This window comes from Streptomyces odonnellii (genome assembly GCF_000981895.1).
Taxonomy (GTDB): domain Bacteria; phylum Actinomycetota; class Actinomycetes; order Streptomycetales; family Streptomycetaceae; genus Streptomyces; species Streptomyces odonnellii.
In genome coordinates this window covers 1-18,307 of record NZ_LATD01000075.1, presented here as the reverse complement: position 1 = coordinate 18,307, position 18,307 = coordinate 1, and the positions used below count along the sequence as shown (strand labels likewise).

15 protein-coding genes are annotated in these 18,307 nt (G+C 71.3%); 7 read left to right on the top strand and 8 right to left on the bottom strand.

Annotation, left to right across the window (positions count from 1 at the left end; all coding sequences use genetic code 11):
- Positions 1 to 271: 271 nt before the first annotated feature.
- On the bottom strand, positions 272 to 685 hold the full coding sequence (locus WH07_RS09085; RefSeq protein ID WP_079023084.1) for a chorismate mutase: 414 nt from the start codon (positions 683 to 685) through the stop codon (positions 272 to 274).
- Positions 686 to 1,071: 386 nt separating this feature from the next.
- Here WH07_RS09085 and guaA point away from each other — a divergent pair, with 386 nt between their 5' ends.
- From guaA to WH07_RS09070, 3 genes are all read left to right on the top strand, one after another.
- On the top strand, positions 1,072 to 2,655 hold the full coding sequence (gene guaA, locus WH07_RS09080; RefSeq protein ID WP_046497612.1) for a glutamine-hydrolyzing GMP synthase: 1,584 nt from the start codon (positions 1,072 to 1,074) through the stop codon (positions 2,653 to 2,655).
- 293 nt (positions 2,656 to 2,948) lie between these two features.
- Positions 2,949 to 4,214 (top strand): hypothetical protein, encoded by a 1,266-nt coding sequence (locus tag WH07_RS09075; protein ID WP_079023083.1) that lies wholly within the window; start codon positions 2,949 to 2,951, stop codon positions 4,212 to 4,214.
- 240 nt (positions 4,215 to 4,454) lie between these two features.
- The gene (locus WH07_RS09070) at positions 4,455 to 4,970 is read left to right on the top strand and encodes a DoxX family protein (protein WP_046497606.1); all 516 of its coding nucleotides are present in this window, start codon (positions 4,455 to 4,457) and stop codon (positions 4,968 to 4,970) included.
- On the opposite strand, the gene WH07_RS09065 is transcribed toward WH07_RS09070, so the two are convergent.
- Positions 4,880 to 5,167, bottom strand: coding sequence for a hypothetical protein (locus tag WH07_RS09065; RefSeq protein WP_232788786.1), 288 nt, complete (start codon positions 5,165 to 5,167; stop codon positions 4,880 to 4,882). The two genes, WH07_RS09070 and WH07_RS09065, sit on opposite strands and share 91 nt — an antisense overlap.
- Positions 5,154 to 6,575 carry a PspC domain-containing protein gene (locus tag WH07_RS09060; RefSeq protein WP_079023082.1) on the bottom strand — a complete coding sequence of 474 codons (1,422 nt, stop codon included), beginning with the start codon at positions 6,573 to 6,575 and terminating at the stop codon, positions 5,154 to 5,156. The genes WH07_RS09065 and WH07_RS09060 overlap by 14 nt, the downstream gene beginning before the upstream one ends.
- A 304-nt stretch (positions 6,576 to 6,879) precedes the next feature.
- Between WH07_RS09060 and WH07_RS09055 the strand changes: the two genes are divergently transcribed.
- On the top strand, positions 6,880 to 8,190 hold the full coding sequence (locus tag WH07_RS09055) for an ATP-binding protein (protein WP_046497621.1): 1,311 nt from the start codon (positions 6,880 to 6,882) through the stop codon (positions 8,188 to 8,190).
- A 58-nt stretch (positions 8,191 to 8,248) separates the two neighbouring features.
- On the top strand, positions 8,249 to 8,974 hold the full coding sequence (locus WH07_RS09050) for a LuxR C-terminal-related transcriptional regulator (RefSeq protein ID WP_046497601.1): 726 nt from the start codon (positions 8,249 to 8,251) through the stop codon (positions 8,972 to 8,974).
- An 89-nt stretch (positions 8,975 to 9,063) separates the two neighbouring features.
- On the opposite strand, the gene WH07_RS09045 is transcribed toward WH07_RS09050, so the two are convergent.
- Positions 9,064 to 9,441, bottom strand: coding sequence for a hypothetical protein (locus WH07_RS09045; protein WP_052744304.1), 378 nt, complete (start codon positions 9,439 to 9,441; stop codon positions 9,064 to 9,066).
- A 130-nt stretch (positions 9,442 to 9,571) separates the two neighbouring features.
- Positions 9,572 to 10,633: a C40 family peptidase gene (locus WH07_RS09040; protein ID WP_046497615.1), complete on the bottom strand. Its 1,062-nt coding sequence runs from the start codon at positions 10,631 to 10,633 to the stop codon at positions 9,572 to 9,574.
- 246 nt (positions 10,634 to 10,879) lie between these two features.
- Here WH07_RS09040 and WH07_RS09035 point away from each other — a divergent pair, with 246 nt between their 5' ends.
- A complete protein-coding gene (locus WH07_RS09035; RefSeq protein WP_046497597.1) occupies positions 10,880 to 11,233 on the top strand; it encodes a hypothetical protein in 354 nt (117 codons plus the stop codon).
- Positions 11,234 to 11,263: 30 nt separating this feature from the next.
- On the opposite strand, the gene WH07_RS09030 is transcribed toward WH07_RS09035, so the two are convergent.
- Complete coding sequence (locus WH07_RS09030) at positions 11,264 to 12,475, bottom strand: C40 family peptidase (RefSeq protein ID WP_046497595.1); 1,212 nt, start codon at positions 12,473 to 12,475, stop codon at positions 11,264 to 11,266.
- Between the two features lie 352 nt (positions 12,476 to 12,827).
- Here WH07_RS09030 and pcrA point away from each other — a divergent pair, with 352 nt between their 5' ends.
- A complete protein-coding gene (pcrA, locus tag WH07_RS09025; protein WP_046497591.1) occupies positions 12,828 to 15,332 on the top strand; it encodes a DNA helicase PcrA in 2,505 nt (834 codons plus the stop codon).
- 93 nt (positions 15,333 to 15,425) lie between these two features.
- On the opposite strand, the gene WH07_RS09020 is transcribed toward pcrA, so the two are convergent.
- A complete protein-coding gene (locus tag WH07_RS09020; protein WP_046497589.1) occupies positions 15,426 to 17,258 on the bottom strand; it encodes a M23 family metallopeptidase in 1,833 nt (610 codons plus the stop codon).
- Positions 17,259 to 17,593: 335 nt separating this feature from the next.
- On the bottom strand, positions 17,594 to 18,307 hold a 714-nt coding region (locus tag WH07_RS09015), incomplete at its 5' end, for an esterase/lipase family protein (RefSeq protein WP_046497588.1).

Below are 18,307 nucleotides of genomic sequence, written 5' to 3'. Positions count from 1 at the left end.
GGGTGGGGGGAGGACGGAAGACCGGGGCGGCCGGGCCCGGGCGTCCCCGGAGCCGACCGCCGTTGGGTGACCGGGCTGCTGTCCCCTGCCTGCCGGTCACTGGCGCCGGGGCGAGGTCCCACGACGTATCTGCGGTACGTCGCACGCCCCGGCGGAGCCACGCGTGGTGCTCTCTTCTCTGCGAGCCCGCCCCTGGGTGGCACGGACGCCTGGTCCAACGAAGCCCCTCCGGACCCGGTCACGCGCCGTACGGGTGAGAGCGGGCCCGAACTCAGATGCGGCCCCGGCTCAGTTCCAGCAGGGTCATCGCCAGCGCCGTGCCCGGCTTGCCGAGGGCCTCCCGGTAGCGGCTGAGGATCTCCATCTCGCGGGAGAGGCTGACCCGGCGGCCCCCGGAGCGGATCCGGGCGTCCTGGACGACGGCCGAGACCGCCACCCGTTCCTGGACGAGACCGATGATCCGGTCGTCCAGCGCGTCGATACGCTCCCGCGCACCGCCGATCACCGCGGCGGCCTGGTCCGTACGCGCACCGGTGGTGTCCGCAGCCGCGGTGGCGGGAGCGGCGCCGGTGACAGATGTGGCGCCGGTGACAGGCGTGGTGGCCGGGTCAGGAACGGCGGACGGGTCGGGAGTGGCACCGGTGGCGGGCACGGCGGACGGGTCGGGGGTGGGGCTGGTCTGCATCGTGAGGTCCTTGTCGGGGGAGTGTGCGCCCCGCGGGTCCTGAGGGCCCGAACGCGACAGACGCCCCGGGCCTTGTCGGCCCGGGGCGCCTGGGAGGTCGCTTGTCAGCTCAAGCAGCACGACCATGGCAGCCGGACGGGCCGGTGCCATAGGTAAAGACGAAGGTGAGCTGCTCGCGCATGACCCCAGTATGGACCGGTCGCCGCCGCGCGGATCACTGGGGTTCGGATGGTGAGACGTACGGCCGGCGGGACATACCGCTGCCCCTCGCCGTAACAGCCTTACCCGTTGGGCCCGGAGCACCGGGTGGACCGAGGGCATCGGCCCTCCCCGGTAGAATCGAGACCAATCACTCCCGCTCGTGTTCACCGCCGGAAGGCCGCCCCGTGCCAGCAGCGCCCCCCGCCGCCCCCGATGTCGTCCTCGTCGTCGACTTCGGTGCGCAGTACGCCCAGCTCATCGCCCGTCGCGTCCGGGAGGCCCGGGTCTACAGCGAGATCGTCCCGTCCACGATGCCCGTGGCCGAGATGCTGGCGAGGAACCCGAAGGCGATCATCCTCTCCGGCGGCCCGTCCTCCGTGTACGCGGAGAACGCGCCCAGCGTGGACCGCGCGCTCTTCGAGGCCGGTGTCCCGGTCTTCGGCATGTGCTACGGCTTCCAGCTCATGGCGACCGCGCTCGGTGGCACCGTCGACAACACCGGGGCGCGTGAGTACGGCCGTACCCCGCTGCATGTCTCCAAGACCGGCTCCACCCTCTTCGAGGGCACCCCGGCCGAGCAGGCGGTCTGGATGTCGCACGGCGACGCCTGTTCCGCCGCGCCCGCGGGCTTCACCGTCACCGCGTCCACGGACGTCGTGCCCGTGGCGGCCTTCGAGAACGACGAGAAGCGGCTGTACGGAGTCCAGCACCACCCCGAGGTGATGCACTCCACCCATGGCCAGCAGGTCCTGGAGCACTTCCTCTACCGGGGCGCCGGCATCGAGCCGACCTGGACCACCGCCAATGTGCTGGACGAACAGATCGCCCTGGTCAGGGAGCGGGTCGGCACCAAGCGCGCCATCTGCGGTCTGTCGGGCGGTGTGGACTCGGCCGTGGCCGCCGCGCTGGTCCAGCGGGCCATCGGCGCCCAGCTCACCTGTGTGTATGTCGACCACGGGCTGATGCGCAAGGGCGAGACCGAGCAGGTCGAGAAGGACTTCGTCGCCGCCACGGGCGTCCAGCTCAAGGTCGTCGACGCGCAGGAGCGCTTCCTCACCGCGCTCGCCGGGGTGTCCGACCCCGAGCAGAAGCGGAAGATCATCGGCCGTGAGTTCATCCGGGTCTTCGAGCAGGCCCAGGCCGAGATCGTGGCCGAGGCGGGCGCCGAGGGCGAGGACGTGGCGTTCCTGGTGCAGGGCACGCTCTACCCGGATGTCGTCGAGTCCGGCGGCGGCACCGGCACTGCCAACATCAAGTCCCACCACAATGTCGGCGGGCTCCCCGACGACATCGAGTTCCAGCTCGTCGAACCGCTGCGCAAGCTGTTCAAGGACGAGGTCAGGATGGTCGGCCAGGAGCTGGGGCTGCCGGACGAGATCGTCCACCGCCAGCCCTTCCCGGGACCCGGCCTCGGGATCCGGATCGTCGGCGAGGTCACGCGCGAGCGGCTCGACCTGCTGCGCGAGGCGGACGCGATCGCCCGCGAGGAGCTGACCGCCGCCGGTCTCGACCGGGACATCTGGCAGTGCCCGGTGGTCCTGCTCGCGGATGTACGGTCCGTCGGTGTCCAGGGCGACGGACGGACCTACGGCCATCCGATCGTGCTGCGGCCGGTCTCGTCCGAGGACGCGATGACGGCGGACTGGACGCGGATGCCGTACGACGTGCTGGCCCGGATCTCCACGCGGATCACCAACGAGGTCGCCGACGTCAACCGCGTCGTCCTCGATGTGACGAGCAAGCCGCCGGGCACGATCGAGTGGGAGTGACCCCGGGCGGGGAATGACAGCCGGCGGCCGGGGCCGGTTGCCGGATCCTGGACCGGCTTGTCGGGTCCTGGACCCGGCGGGTCCGCCGGGGTCGGCGGGTCCGGTTGGGCCGGTGCCGGTGCCGGTGGCATCGGGGCCCGTGGTGCCGATGGTGCGTGTGAGTCAACACCGTAACCGTGTTCTCACCCGCCGCGACCGGGGCGACTGCGTACGGGCCTCCTTCCGTACGGCACAATTCCCAGACGGTGCAAGGAAGTTCACGGGCAGGCGGGGCGGGGAAGGCGGCAGACGGCGTGGCGGTGCAAGTGGCGCGAGAGGGTGTGCACGGCGGGGGCTGTACGTGCGGTGACTGCCCGCACGGAGCGCGCGAGGGGCACCGGCGGGCCGTGGCGGCGTTCCTGGCGAAGCGGGACGAACTGGCCGCGGGCCAGGGCCTGCCCGCCGCGGTCGCGTACTCCGCGAGCGCCTCCCGCCAGTGGGTGTCCGACGAACTCACCCAGTCCGCGAGGGCGGTGGCCGAACGCAGCCGCGAGGCGGGCGACGCCTGGCTGCACGCCGTGTGGCGGCACACCCTGTTCGTGGTGGGCGGCGCTGTCGTGGCACTCGCGCTGGCACAGTCCGTGACCGCGATAGGGGCCGGCTGGAGCGCCGCCCGTACGGCAGGGCTGGTCGCCGCGCTCGTCGTCGGCGCCCTGCTGACCGTGGCGGCCAGATTCCACCGGGCCCGCGGCGGGCTGCTCGCGCCGCTGATCGGCGAGGACAACCGTCTGTCCACCTCGCGGACCGTCGCCTCGGCCTGGGTGCTGCTGGTCGTCTTCTCCGTGCTCGTACTCGCGCTCCAACTCGCGGGCGCCTCCGGGCACAAGAGGCGCGACGAGCTGATCGCCGGGCTCGATCTGGCCCGGGGGGCCGGCATGGTGACCGTCCTGGCCGTGGTGTGCGCCATCGCCGTGGTCGTACGCCGGGTGGTGTCCGTACGGGTCCTGGCCCAGCGGCTCCAGAAGGTACGGGCCGAGCGCCCGCGGCTGGCCGATCTGCTCTGCGACGACGGCGGGCGCGGCAGCTTCACCGATGTCCAGTACGTCGTGGTGAACGCCGCCGCCCTGATCTTCTCCGCCGTACGCCTCGCCCGGCGGCCCGAGCAACTCCCCGATCTGCCCTGGGCGCTGGCCCTGCTGGTCGCGGTCTCCGCCGCCACCTACTTCACCGGCAAGTACGCCGAGGGCGGCCGGCCCCTCGTACTGTCGGTCGTACGGGCCAGGGAAGCGGGCGATCTGGACGCCCCCATCCGTACCGGCGACGACATCGAGATCCGCGGCGCGGGCTTCGTACCGCCCGGCGCGGGCACCCCGGACCGGCTGGCCCGGATGGTCGTCCGGATCGGCTCCGTCCATGTCCATGTCCCCCTGGTGCCGGTCCCCGGAGGCTTCGCCAACCCGTCGGACACCTGCCTCACCGTGCCTGTCCCGGTGGAGGTGGAACCGGGCTCGGTGGAGGTGCAGGTCGTCACGGCGGCGGGCGTCGAGACCAACCGTGTGATCGTCGAGGTCATGGACTGAGGATCGTCGAGGTCACGGACTGAGGGGCGCCGGCCGAGGCCACCCGGCCATGGGCCCTTGCCCTTGCCCCGTGTTTCTCCTTCCCCGGCCATCGGTCCCCGCTCTTGAAGCCGGGCCGTGACCGTGGTCCCCTGCCAGGACTGAGCGCCCGGCGCGTCTGCTGCGTATGCATGGGCGAGGGGCCGTGTGGGCATACGCTCCCGCGGCAGCGGTGTGGGACAGGGGAGAGGCGGACGGGCGATGACGTATGGCTACCGGACGGACAGCTACGGGCAACTCGGAGGAGAGCGCCACGGCTGGCGTGAGAACGCCGGCCGCTACGCGCTGCTTCCATTGCGGATATTCCTGGGCGTCACCTTCATCTACGCGGGAATCGACAAGCTGACCCAGGGTGGCTTCTTCGCGTCGACCGGCACGGGGTCGGTCGGCGAGATGATGCGGGCGGTCAGAGACAGCTCGGCCATCCCCGCGCTGGTCGATCTCGCCCTCAAGAACCCCGCCGGGTTCGGCTACGCCATCGCCATCGGTGAACTCGCCGTGGGCCTGGGCACCCTCTTCGGACTGCTGGCCCGGCTCGCCGCCTTCGGCGGTGCCGTGATCTCCCTGAGCCTCTGGCTGACCGTGAGCTGGCAGAGCGATCCGTACTACTACGGCAATGACCTCGCCTATCTGATGGCGTGGCTGCCGCTGGTACTCGCCGGTGCCCCGGTGTTCTCGCTCGACTCCGCGCTGGCGAACCGACGCCCGCGTATGTAGCGCCGTACGAGGTGGTCCGCCGCGGCCACCCACATGGCCAGGAACAGGCCGCCGAACACCACCGGGAACACCGCGTACCACGGGGTGTGCCAGGAGCCCGCCGCGTCGCCTCCGTACGCGGCGGCCGCGGCCAGCACCGACAGTCCCGCCACCAGCCGGCCGGGACGCATCTCATGGCGCATCTCATGACGTGGCACGGGTCACCTCCACCTGTCCCAGACCGACTTCGAGCCTCAGATCGAGCGTGCCGGCCGGGGCCGAGCCCGCCCGCGGGGTGAGCGTGCGCTGCCTGGACTGGTCGGGGGCGATGTCCACATCGTTCGGCGGGTCCCCGGGCAGCCGCACATCCCCGAGCCCCGCCTGGGCTCGCAGCCGCACCGTCATCCCCTGCGGTACGACCACCTTGAGCTGTCCGGCGCCCACCTCGGCCGACGTACTGACCGTACGGCCCCTGGGCACCGTGAGCCGGGTCAGGTCGAGCGTGCCGACGCCGGAGCCCAGTTCGTACCGCGGTTTCACCGAGTCTTCCGACACCGGTATCCAGTGCTGGCGGCCCCACTCCGTGGTGATGTTCTTCGGGACCGCCGTCGCGCCCGCGAGCAGCACGGCGGTGACGACGGTCAGGAAGATCGTCCCTATGCCCGTACGGCCCAGGAAGGCGCTGACCGCGAGGCCGAGCCCGAAGACCGCGAGCGCGGCCGTCAGGCCTGTCTGCAGGCTCGTGCCGAACGGTTGGCTCCCCCACGACAGGCCGGCGCCGAGGCCGCCCGCCATCAGCGCGAGCAGCAGCACACTGCCGCCGATCCCGCGCGGCCCCCGGGGGCGGGCCTGCCGCTCCGTGGTGCCGCTGAGCGAGCGGTGCCAGGGCCCGCTCCTGTCGGCTTCGCCGTCCTCCGGGCCCCAGAGATAGAACTGCGTCGAGGCCGGGCCCGTGGTGCCGTCCTTGACTATGGGATCGCGCCACCACGAGTGCAGGCCCGGGACCGGCGGCGCCATGGTCTCCGGCGGCGCCTCCGCCACCGCCTGCGCCGTCGCCGGGTCCAGCACGCTGCCATGGGGCGCGGCGGCACGGCGGCGCTGCGACCACACGGCGGACCCCACGACGGCCGTCGACAGCATCGCGGCGAAGCCCAGCGTGCCGTCATTGCCCAGCATCGACAGGAACAGCCCGCAGCCGATCAACGCCAGCAGCACGGCGATCAGCGATGCGCCGTCGACACGTCCCGACAGCAGCCTGCGCGCCTCGTTCTCCTCCTGGCCCTCCTGCGGGATCAGCAGCCAGGCGAAGCCGTAGAAGATCAGCCCTATCCCGCCGGTGACCGAGAGCACCCCGATGACGATCCGGAAGATCACCGGATCCACATCGCAGTACCGCCCGAGCCCGCCGCACACGCCCGCGATCACCTTCTGCCGCTGGCTGCGCTGGAGCTGCGGCGCCGCAGCGTCCGTCGAGCCCGTGCCTCCCGCGCCGGACGTGCCCGTGCCGCCGGCACCGGAAGTGCCCGCGGCCGCGGCACCCGCGGCGGAGGCGTCCGGCGAGGACGGCTCTGCCGCGGGCGGCGCGGTGCGCGGGTCGGGAGGCGACTGGGCCGACGGCTGGGTCATACGTCCATGGTGACGGCCCGGATCCCGTGCCTCCAGCCACCCCGACCCTGGGCTCTCCCTGATATCGGCCGGGGGACAACCTCAGGGATCACGGACGTTTGTGATCCGGTCGTTCCGGAGGGATGCCACGCGGGGCGACGGGTGCCGCCGGGGGATCACCTCGTACCGGCCCGTACCGAACCCGTACCCACAAGGCATCCACCGCGCCGTACACCGCCCGGAGTTGTCAGGTACGCGCATCAGGGTCGTCTCAGGGGCCTGACCCTGATGTACCCCCGCGCCCCGCCATGTGACCATCGAAGGCATGCCAGCCGCCCCGCCGCGCCCTGCCGCGCCTGCCGCGTCCGCTTCCTACCGCGCCCCAGCGCCGGACGAGCAGCCGACGCGCAAGCTGTACCGCAGCGCGGACGGCCGGCTGCTCGGCGGTGTGGCGCGCGGGCTCGCCGGGCATCTGGGGCTGCCGGTCGTCTGGGTCCGGCTGGTCTTCCTCGGTCTCTTCATGGCGCAGGGCCTGGGTGCCCTGCTCTATGCCGTCTTCTGGATCGTCGTACCGCTCGGTGTCGGCGGCACGGCGGTCGAGCCCCGCACCCTGTTCGAGATCAGCCCGGACGGCAGACGCCGGCTGCGCAAGCCCGACAAGGGCCAGATCTTCGCGCTGATCGCGCTGGTGATCGGTGCCGGGATCTTCGTCGGCAATGTCAATTTCGGCCGCAGCCACGCCGACCGCTACATCTGGCCGCTGCTGCTGATAGGCGCGGGTGTCGTCCTGGTGTGGCGTCAGGCCGACAACGCGCGCCGGGCCCGCTGGACCGAGGTCGGCCGCCGTCGTCGGCTCTTCCAGCTCGCGCGCACCCTCGCCGGGGTCGCCCTGGTCGGCCTCGGCCTCGCCGTGTTCATGGTGGTGCGCGGCTCGGCCGCCCAGTTCGGCAACGTACTGACCGGGGCCATCGCCGTCGTCGCCGGGGTCGCCCTGCTCGCCGGGCCCTGGCTCGTACGGATGACACAGGACCTGTCCGAGGAGCGGCTGATGCGTATCCGCGCACAGGAGCGTGCCGAGGTCGCCGCCCATGTCCATGACTCCGTGCTGCACACCCTCACCCTGATCCAGCGCAACGCGGACGACGGCGGCGAGGTCCGCCGGCTCGCCCGCGCCCAGGAGCGGGAGCTGCGGGCCTGGCTCTACAGGCCGGAGGGCCGGGGCAAGGACGAGGAGGACGAGCCGGCCACCCTCGCCGAGGCGGTGAAACGGACGGCGGCCGAGGTGGAGGACCACCACGGAGTGCCGATCGAGGTCGTGGTCGTCGGGGACTGCCCGCTCGACGAGAAACTGGCGGCACAGATGCAGGCCGCGCGCGAGGCAATGGTCAACGCCGCCAAGTACGGTGGCGATGGGGGCGCGGTACAGGTCTTCGCGGAGGTGGAGGGCCGTACGGTCTTCCTCTCCGTAAGGGACCGCGGCCCCGGGTTCGACCTGGACGCCGTGCCGGCGGACCGGATGGGCGTACGGGAGTCGGTCATCGGCCGCATGCAGCGCAACGGCGGGACGGCCAGACTGCGTTCGGTGCCCGGTGGCGGCACGGAGGTCGAGCTGGAGATGGAACGGGCGGACGGATGAACCCGTCGCGTCCCGCCGCGCGACGAGGACCGGATGACGAGGACGAGGGGCAGAGACCATGAACGAGGGCGTACAGGCCAACGGCAGTCCGGCGGACAGCGGCGGGACCCCGGCCGGGGACGGCCGTCGTGTACGGGTCGTGCTCGTCGACGACCACCGGATGTTCCGTACGGGAGTACAGGCGGAGATCGGCCGCACCGAACAGACGGGTGTCGAGGTCGTCGGTGAGGCGGCCGACGTGGACCAGGCGGTGACCGTGATCACGGCGACCCGCCCCGAGGTCGTCCTGCTCGACGTCCATCTGCCGGGCGGCGGCGGGGTCGAGGTGCTGCGGCGCTGCGCGCCGATGATGGCGGCGCCCGAGAATCCGGTGCGGTTCCTGGCGCTGTCGGTCTCGGACGCGGCCGAGGACGTCATCGGTGTGATCAGGGGCGGTGCCCGTGGTTATGTGACCAAGACGATCACCGGCACGGATCTGGTCGACTCGATCTTCCGGGTGCAGGAGGGCGACGCGGTGTTCTCGCCGCGGCTCGCCGGATTCGTCCTCGACGCCTTCGCGTCGACGGACGCGCCGCCGGTGGACGAGGACCTGGACCGGCTCACCCAGCGGGAGCGCGAGGTGCTGCGGCTGATCGCGCGGGGATACGCGTACAAGGAGATCGCCAAACAGCTCTTCATCTCGGTGAAGACCGTGGAGTCGCATGTCTCGGCGGTTCTGCGGAAGCTCCAGCTCTCCAACCGGCACGAGCTGACGCGCTGGGCGACGGCCCGCAGACTGGTCTGAGCTGCGGCCGCACAAGCTGAGGCCGATCGAGCTCCCGGCCGCTCAGACAGCGACCGTCAAGCAGGCGCCAGGGCGCCTGAAGCGGCGGCCTAGGAGCAGCGCCACTGGGTGATGTACGTCCGGTTCCGGTGCTCCATCAGACCGCGGATGCACTCGCCCGGCGCGGTGTCGAGCGTACGGGCCAGCTCGGCGCGGCCGTGCCGGGTGTGCCGTGTCCCGAACCACCCCGGGAACGCCACGATCCGGTCGTCCTTGCGCTGATAGCCGAGGCGTACGGCGGTGCCGGGCCGGTCCGTGTGCTGGACGTACCGCGTGGTGAACCGGCCCGCACCGCCGATCGGGCCCTCGATACAGAGCCGGCCGCCGGAGAGATCGCCGCAGCCCTTGGGCGTGACACCGACCGGTGCCAGTACGAAGAGCGCGCCGACGGTGAGGACCGACGCTCTGACGGCGGTGGCTCGTCTCACGGCTTCCCTTTCGCGGCCGACGGCGTACTGCTGCTCATCGTGACGCGAAGTCGGGAAAGGGGCATCCGGGGTGGTCCGTCCCGGTTACGGGGCCGGTGTCCAGGACGGATCCGGGCAGCCCTCAGCCTTCTCAGGCGGGCCGCGTCGCGCCCGCGAACGGCATCTCGTCGACCGGTGCCATCCGCACCGCCGAGCCCGGGCGCGGCGCGTGGATCATCTGCCCGCCGCCCACATAGATGCCGACATGGCTCACACGGGAGAAGAAGAACACCAGATCGCCGGGGGCGAGCCGGTCGCGCGTGATCTGCCGCCCCGCGCCGATCTGGGTGTAGGTGGTACGGGGCAGGGCGACGCCCGCCGCGCGCCAGGCGGCCTGCGTCAGGCCCGAGCAGTCGAACGCGCCGGGCCCGGTCGCGCCCCAGGCGTACGGCTTGCCGATCGCCCCGTACGCGTACGCCACGGCCGCCGCGGCGCGCGAGTCGGGCGCGAGCAGCGCGCCCCCGGCCGTCGCACGCGCCGCGCGGGCCGTGTACGCGCCGTACGGGCTGTTCCTGGCCTCCTGCGCGTACCGGGCGCGCTCCGGGGCCGTGAGCCGGTCCAGGAGGGCGTGTGCGGAGTCGAGCTTCTTCCGGACGGTGGCCTTGTGCCGGGCCAGCTCCGCCCGGCGGGCCTCGAACTCGCCGAGCCGCCCGTCGGCACGGTCGCGGAGCTGGGCGATCGACGCGAGTTCCTTGCGGATCCCGGTGACCATCGCGGCCTGCCGGGCCCCGGCCCGTTCGGCGAGCCCCGCGCGCTCCAGGAACTCGTCGGGCCCTGAGCTGAGGGCGAGCTGTACGGCGGGGTCGAGGCCGCCCGTACCCCCGCGGTACTGCGCGGCGGCGACCGAACCGAGCGCGTCGCGCGCGGCGTTGAGCCGGTCCGTCCTGCGGGCGGCCTCGTTCCGCAGCTCCGTCAGGGAGCCACGGGCCTCGTCCGCCTTCTCCTTCGCCCCGTTGTACCGCTCCGTCGCCGCCTCGGCCTCCTCGTACAGGCCGTCGATCTCCGCCCTGACCTGGGCGGGGGTGAGCCGGGGCTCCCCGTGCGCGGGGGTGGCCGCGCCGGCGGTCGCGGCCCCGGCGACAGCCAGGGTGGCGGCGGTACGGCCGGTCGGGCCGGTGAGCCGGCGCTGCTTGCGTTTTCGGTGCGCTGCCACGGGGGCGTCCACTTCCTCACGTCCGTGCGGTCGGGCGGTACGAGTCGGCCGCCCGGAGAGGGACGCTAGGGCGAGAGGTCACAGCCCGGTGACGGCATGGCCGCTATTGGCCGGAGGTGAGACTTCCGGACCGCTTTGTGACCGGACGGGTCCCGGCGGAACCGCGCTCTTCCGGTCCGACCCGGCCGATAGGGAAACAGAGCCCCTCCCCACCACGAAGAGGTGGTATGGGCCTAGGCTCCCGACATGGACGTACTCATCAATGTCTTTGTCGCCCTGCACATCATCGGCATAGCGTCGCTGCTCGGCGGCTTTCTGACCCAGATGAAGTCGATGAGCGCCGGCACGGCCCGGTTCAGCCCGGCGATGCTGCACGGGGCGCTGACGATGCTGGTCACGGGCGTCGTCCTGGTGGGCCTCAACCAGGCCGACGACAACCCCGTGAACAACATCAAGATCGGGATCAAGCTGGCGGTCCTGGTGGTGATCCTGGGCGTGGTCTATGTGAAGCGTGACGAGGAGACCGCGCCGAAGGGCCTGTTCGGCGCGGTCGGCGGCCTGACGCTCGCCAATGTCCTCATCGCGACGCTCTGGACCTGACCGGCGCCGCGGCCCCGCCTCCGGGCCGTTTCAGGCCGGGCGGACGCTGCCGTAGATCGGCATGTAGTAGATCGACTCCTCGCGCACGTTCGCGCCCGGCTTGGGGGCGTGGATCATCATGCCGTCGCCTATGTAGATGCCGACGTGGCTGATGTCGTCGTAGAAGAAGACCAGATCGCCGGGGAGCAGATCCCCGGTCGAGACGCGCGTGCCGACCTCGACCTGCTCCCAGGTGGTACGGGGAAGCTGTACGCCCGCCTCCCGCCACGCGGCCTGGGTCAGACCGGAGCAGTCGTACGAACTCGGTCCCGACGCGCCCCAGACGTACGGCTTGCCTATCTGCGCGCGTGCGAAGGCGAGGACCTTGGCGGCCTTGGTGGCGTAACCGCCGCCGGAGGTACCGGAGCCGGTGTCCGTGCCCGTACCGGTGCTCGTACCGGGGCTGGTGTCCGTACCCGTGTCCGTACCGGCCGAAGGCGGCTCCGCGGCCTGCTGCTGCTCGCGCAGCCGCTCGGCCTCGGCCTTCGCGCGGGCCTCCTCCTTGGCTCTCGCCTCGGCCTTTCTGCGAGCCTCTTCCTCCTTCTTGCGCTCCAGCGCCGCCAGCCGCTCCTGCTCCTCGGCGGTCAGCCGGGACAGCAGCGCACGGGCCGCTCCGAGCTTCTTCTGTACGTTCTCCTTGCTGGTCCGCAAGGCGGCCTGCGACGCGGTCAGCGACTCCAGGCTCTTCGCCGCCTGCGCCCGCTCCTTCGCCGCTGCGGCCTGCTGCGCCTGGTAGTCGGCGAGAACACCGCGCTGACGGTCCGCCAGCCGGTCCATCATCTGCGTCTGCTCGAAGTACGCCTGCGGGCTGTCGGCGAACAGCAGGGCGGCGGTCTGGCCGAGCCCGCCCTCGCGGTACTGCGCGGACGCGAAGCCGCCGAGCGTACGGCGGGCCTCGTTCAGCTTGTCCGCGCGCTTGGCGACCTCGTCCAGCACCCGGCCGACCGTGCGCTTCTGCTTCTCCGTGGCCTCTTTGGCCTTGTTGTACTGCTGTGTCGCGCCACCGGCCTGGCGGTACAGGTCGTCGACCTTCTTCTGCACCTCTTCGACCGACGGCCTGGGCTCGGCGGGCGCGGCGTTCGCGCTCTGCGTCGAGAGCAGCGTGACCGAAGCGAGGGCGGCCGTCGTGAGACCGACGGCGGGGGAGTTGGTGCGTACTCCGCCACGGGTGCGCGACTTGCGATGCGACGCCAAGGCCAGCATCTCCTTCCGTCGAACTTCCTTCTGGAATGTCCGATTTCGGCAAAGGTCGCCCGCTCGGCGCGGATCGCCTAGGGGGGTTCGGGCTGCCTGAGCGAGCACGCTAGCCAAACTGTGGTCCTCATGTGAAGGACGATGGGCGATATGCCCGATACATTTTCGTGACCATTTGCTTATGTGATGCTGGAAGGTCGCTGCAAAGGGTCGAACGGGGGCCGCGAGGGCATTTTCGTCACTTTGTGTGATCAGATGGTCGCCGCACCCCGGAGTGGCGGAGTCCGCTCAAGGCGGGGGTGCCGGAGTCTTCCCAAGGCGGGCGCGGGCTGTCAGTGCGGCGCAATAGACTCGGAAAGCGATGAGCAGCCTCTTTGACGACAACTTCCTGGCGGACCTCCAGCCCTCCGGCGACGAGCCCCCGCCGCCGCCCGAGGACCATGACGAGCACGCCCAGGAGGCGGTGCCCGACGATCTCTTCGAGGGTGCGTACGACATGCCCCCGGCGCGCGACGCGTACCACCGCGACGGCTCTCCGCGGACCGTCGTGGACCCCGCCGCGCTGCTCGAAGGGCTGAACGAGGAGCAGCGCGCGGCCGTGGTGCACACGGGATCGCCCCTGCTCATCGTGGCCGGAGCCGGTTCCGGCAAGACCCGGGTCCTCACCCACCGGATCGCGCATCTGCTGGGCACCCGCAGTGTCCACCCCGGCCAGATACTGGCGATCACCTTCACCAACAAGGCCGCCGGCGAGATGAAGGAGCGGGTCGAGCAGCTCGTCGGCCCGCGCGCCGGGGCCATGTGGGTGATGACCTTCCACAGCGCCTGCGTCCGTATCCTGCGCCGCGAGTCAAAGAGGCTCGGCTTCACCTCGTCGTTCTCGATCTACGACGCCGCCGACTCCAAGCGGCTGATGGCCCTGGTCTGCCGCGATCTGGACCTCGACCCCAAGCGCTATCCGCCGAAGTCCTTCAGCGCCAAGATCTCGAATCTGAAGAACGAGCTGATCGACGAGGAGACGTACGCGGGACAGGCCGCCGACGGCTTCGAGAAGACGCTCGCCGAGGCGTACCGGATGTACCAGGCGCGGCTGCGCGAGGCCAACGCGCTGGACTTTGACGACATCATCATGACCACCGTCCATCTGCTCCAGGCGTTCCCGGATGTGGCCGAGCACTACAGGCGGCGCTTCCGCCATGTGCTGGTGGACGAGTACCAGGACACGAACCACGCCCAGTACACGCTCGTCCGCGAGCTGGTGGGCCCGTCCGGCGAGGACCACGACCCGGCCGAGCTGTGTGTCGTCGGTGACGCCGACCAGTCGATCTACGCCTTCCGCGGCGCCACTATCCGTAACATCCTCCAGTTCGAGGAGGACTACCCGGACGCGACCACGATTTTGCTGGAGCAGAACTACCGCTCCACACAGACGATTCTCAGCGCCGCCAACGCGGTCATCGAGCGCAACGAGAGCCGCCGTCCGAAGAATCTGTGGACAAAGGCGGGCGCCGGCGCCCGGATCACCGGCTATGTCGCGGACACGGAGCACGACGAGGCGCAGTTCGTCGCCGACGAGATCGACCGGCTGACGGACGCGGGCGAGGCCAAGGCGGGCGATGTCGCAGTCTTCTACCGTACAAACGCGCAGTCCCGTGTCTTCGAGGAGATCTTCATCCGGGTCGGCCTGCCCTACAAGGTCGTCGGCGGGGTGCGCTTCTACGAGCGCAAGGAGGTCCGCGATGTGCTGGCCTATCTGCGCGTCCTCGCCAACCCGGAGGACAACGTCCCGCTGCGCCGTATCCTCAACGTCCCCAAGCGGGGCATCGGGGACCGCGCGGAGGCCATGATCGACGCCCTCGCGCAGCGGGAGCGGATCACCTTCCCGCAGGCTCTGCGGCGGGTGGACGAGGCGTACGGCATGGCGGCACGCTCCGCCAACGCCGTCAAGCGCTTCAACACGCTGATGGAGGAGCTGACCACGGTCGTCGAGTCGGGCGCGGGACCGGCGACGGTGCTGGAGGCCGTGCTCGAACGGACCGGCTATCTGGCCGAGTTGCAGGCCTCGACCGACCCGCAGGACGAGACCCGTATCGAGAACCTCCAGGAACTGGCGGCGGTGGCCCTGGAATTCGAGCAGGAGCGCGCCCAGGCGGCAGCGGCGGCCGACGACACGGGCACGGCGGCCGCCCCGGCCGCGACGGGCACGCTCGCGGAATTCCTGGAGCAGGTGGCGCTCGTCGCCGACTCCGACCAGATCCCCGACGAGGACGAGGAAGGATCCGGTGTCATCACCCTGATGACGCTGCACACCGCCAAGGGCCTTGAGTTCCCTGTGGTGTTCCTGTCGGGCATGGAGGACGGCGTCTTCCCGCACATGCGCGCCCTGGGCCAGACGAAGGAGCTGGAGGAGGAGCGGCGGCTGGCGTATGTCGGCATCACCCGCGCCCGCGAACGGCTGTATCTGACACGGTCGTCGATGCGGAGCGCGTGGGGGCAGCCCGCGTACAACCCGCCGTCGCGGTTCCTGGAGGAGATTCCGGGCCAGCACCTGGAGTGGAAGCGGACCGGAGCGCAGATCCCGGCTGGGCCGACCACCTCGATCGCGTCGTCGCTGTCCGCGGCGGCGGGCGGAACCGGCTCCGGCTCGCGCTCGCGGTCCGGCGCCGCGGGCTTCGCCACCCGGCGTATGAGCGACAAGCCGGTGATCTCGCTGGCGGTCGGAGACCGGGTCACCCACGACCAGTTCGGCCTCGGCACGGTCATGGCGGTGACGGGCACGGGTGCGAACGCGCAGGCGACGGTCGACTTCGGCGACCCCAAGCCCAAGCAACTGCTGCTGAGGTACGCGCCGGTGGAAAAGCTGTAGGGGCCCCCGCGCCGGGGTGGGCGGTTTGTCCTTAATCGCCGGACGGGCTTGATCTTGCCGGCCGGCACCGGACCGCCCCGCCTGGCGCGTCCTTTACGTCGGGTCCAGGCCGTGGCTGCGGAGCCAGGACAGCGGGTCTATCGCGGAGCCGCCGCCGGGCCGTACCTCGAAGTGCAGATGCGGACCGGTGGAGTTGCCCGAGTTCCCCGAATAGGCGATGACGTCGCCGGCCTTGACCGTGCCGTAACGGATCTTCGTACTGCTGAGGTGGCAGTACCACGTCTCCGTGCCGTCGGGCGAGGTCACGATGGCCATGTTGCCGTACGCGCTGTTGTACTGCGTCCGTACGGTCCCGTCGGTCGCGGCCATCACCGGTGTGCCGTACGAGACCGGGAAGTCGATCCCGGTGTGCACGGACATCCAGTTGATGCCGGCCTGGCCGTAGTACGCGCTGAGGCCGTGCGCCGCGACCGGCAGCGCGAACTTGGGCCGCAGGGCCTCCTTGCGTGCCGCGTCGGCCTCGCGCTGCTTGCGCTCCGCCTCCTGCCGCGCCTTGAGGTCGATGCGCTCCTGCGTACGGCTGGCCCTGTCACCGAAGTCCCTGGCGTCGGCGCTGAGCGCGGCGAGCTGGGTGTCCAGCTTGTTGTTGGCGGCGACGGGTTTGACGGTGGACGGGTCGGCGGCCGTGGCGGTGGTCCTGGTCTCCTCCGGGGCCTCCTCGCCGAGGCCGCCGACGGAGGCGGCGGCGATACCGGCGACGCCCATCACACAGGCGGAGGGGACGGCGACCGTGAGAAGCGCGGAGCGCTTGGCGGGGGTACGGCGTCGGCCCCGGCTGCCGTTCCCGCCGCCGGACCGGCGTACCGGACGGGGCGTCACGGTTACGGCGGGCACGGTCATGGTCGGGGCCATGTGCAGCGAGTCGGCCTCGGAGCCGAAGTCGCCGGAGCCGGTACCGGGAGCGTCATCCGCGTCCGCGCCGTCCTCGGCCTCATGGCCGGACTCGGCGTCGAAGCCGGCCTCCGCGCCTTCCGCACCGGGTTCAGGCTCGGGCCCGGGGGCGCCGTACTCGGCGTCCGGGTCGTACGGGGCTGCACCGTACGGGTCCGCCGGGTCCGCCGCGTACTGCTCCTGCGCGTCGTACGCGCCGTCCGCCGCGTACTGGTGGCCGTACTGGTCCGGTGCGCCCGCGACATCGGCGTCCACGAGGAGGGTGTCCTGCGCCGGGTCGGGTGCTGTCCCGGCCGAGTTCCACGCGGTGGCGTCGTACGCCCCGGAGTCGAACGTCGGCGCGATCCACTGCGCGGTCGGCTCGTACCCGATCGGCGCGGCCGCGAACTGCTCGGCGTCGAAGGGCGCGGTCTCGAACTGCGCGCCCTGCGCCGGGTCGAACGGCGCCGCGACAGGCTGGCCCAGGGCGTCGTATCCGTACGGCGCGTTCTCGAACTGGCCGTTGTCGAACTGGCTGTTATCGAAGGGGGCACTGCCGAGCGGGGCGTTTTCGAACTGCCCGGCGTGGCCGGTGCCGTTGAGCTGATTCGCCTGGTTCCAGGCGTCGGCGTCCCACTGGCCCGTCGCGTCCGGCCCGGCCGACTGGACCGGGATGTCCGCCAACGGCTGGTAGTCCGCGGACTGCTGGTAGCCGGTGCCGCCGGCGGTGGGGTCCGCCCACTGGCCGCTCGCGTCGTACTGCCCGTACTGCGATTCGTACTGCGGTGTGGCGTAAGCGTCGTATCCGGCGCTCTGCTGCTGCGCGGCGCTGTCCCACTGGCCGCCGGTGTCGTACTGCTGCTCGTACGGCCCGTTGTGGGCCGGAGTCCCCTCGTAACCGCCCGGCAGGGAGCCGAAGAGCGGGTCGGTCGCGAAGCTGCCGTTCTGGTAACCGTCGTATCCGGCGTACCCGGCGTGGGCGTGCTGGTCGTTCACCAACTTCTCTCTCGCCTCGGCAGCAGGACCAGGGTCTGAGATCCGGTCCTGTGGGAGAAGGACCTCAGAGGGAAAGCAGTGGCCGCGACTGTACCCGGCGGTATGCGACGGCGACAATCTTCCGCAGGTTTTGGGCTCAGCGGAAACGGGCATTCGGCCGTGTTTCGGGGGACTGCGGGCACAGGCTTGGCCGTACGTTCGAAACGTGTTCGAGCGGCAAGGGTGGTCGCGGACGGCGATCGGCGGCGGTCGCGGTGGTGATTGCGGTGGCGACCGCGGATGTTGGCCGCGGGTCGGCGTCGAACACGGGGGTTACCGGCGTCGGTTTCCGGCGGTCAGGCGACGGACGCCGGGCCTTCGGTTGCGGGGGGACCCTCGCCGAGGTCGATACCCGACCCGAGATCGGGCAGAAAACCGGATTCGAGGACGTGTCGGACACCCGCCGCGACCGCGGGATGGACCGGCAGTGTCAGATGCCCGAGGCCGCTCACCCGGACGTTCTGCGCCAGCAGATCGGGGTGTTCGATACGGGCCGTCTCGACCGGGTCCATGAGCTGGTCCATGTCGCTCCAGAAGCTCACGAACCGGGTGCGGCAGCCGGGCGCGGGCAGCCGCAGCTCGTCGATCAGGCCCGATCCCGGGCGCATCTGCCGCACCACCGGGTGGGCGTCCGCGAACGGTACGACGGTGGTGCCCTCATGGGGCGTACCGAGCGTGACGAGCGTACGGATCCGGGTATCGCCGCCCAGTCGCTGTGCGTAGTAACGGGCGATCAGGCCGCCCATGCTGTGCCCGATGACATCGACCTGGCGGTGGCCGGTGCGGACGCAGATCTCCTCGATGTGCTGCCCCAGCAGCTCGGCGGCCGACCGTATGTCGAAGGTCAGCGGGGAGTAGTTGAGCGACATGAGCCGGTCCCAGCCGTGCCGGGCGAGGGAGCGGCGCAGCATCACGAAGACGGAGCGGTTGTCGACCAGGCCGTGGAGCAGTACGACGGGGGGCCGTTCGCGGCCGTCGGCGGGGGTCTGCGGGGCTTCCGGGGGCAGCGG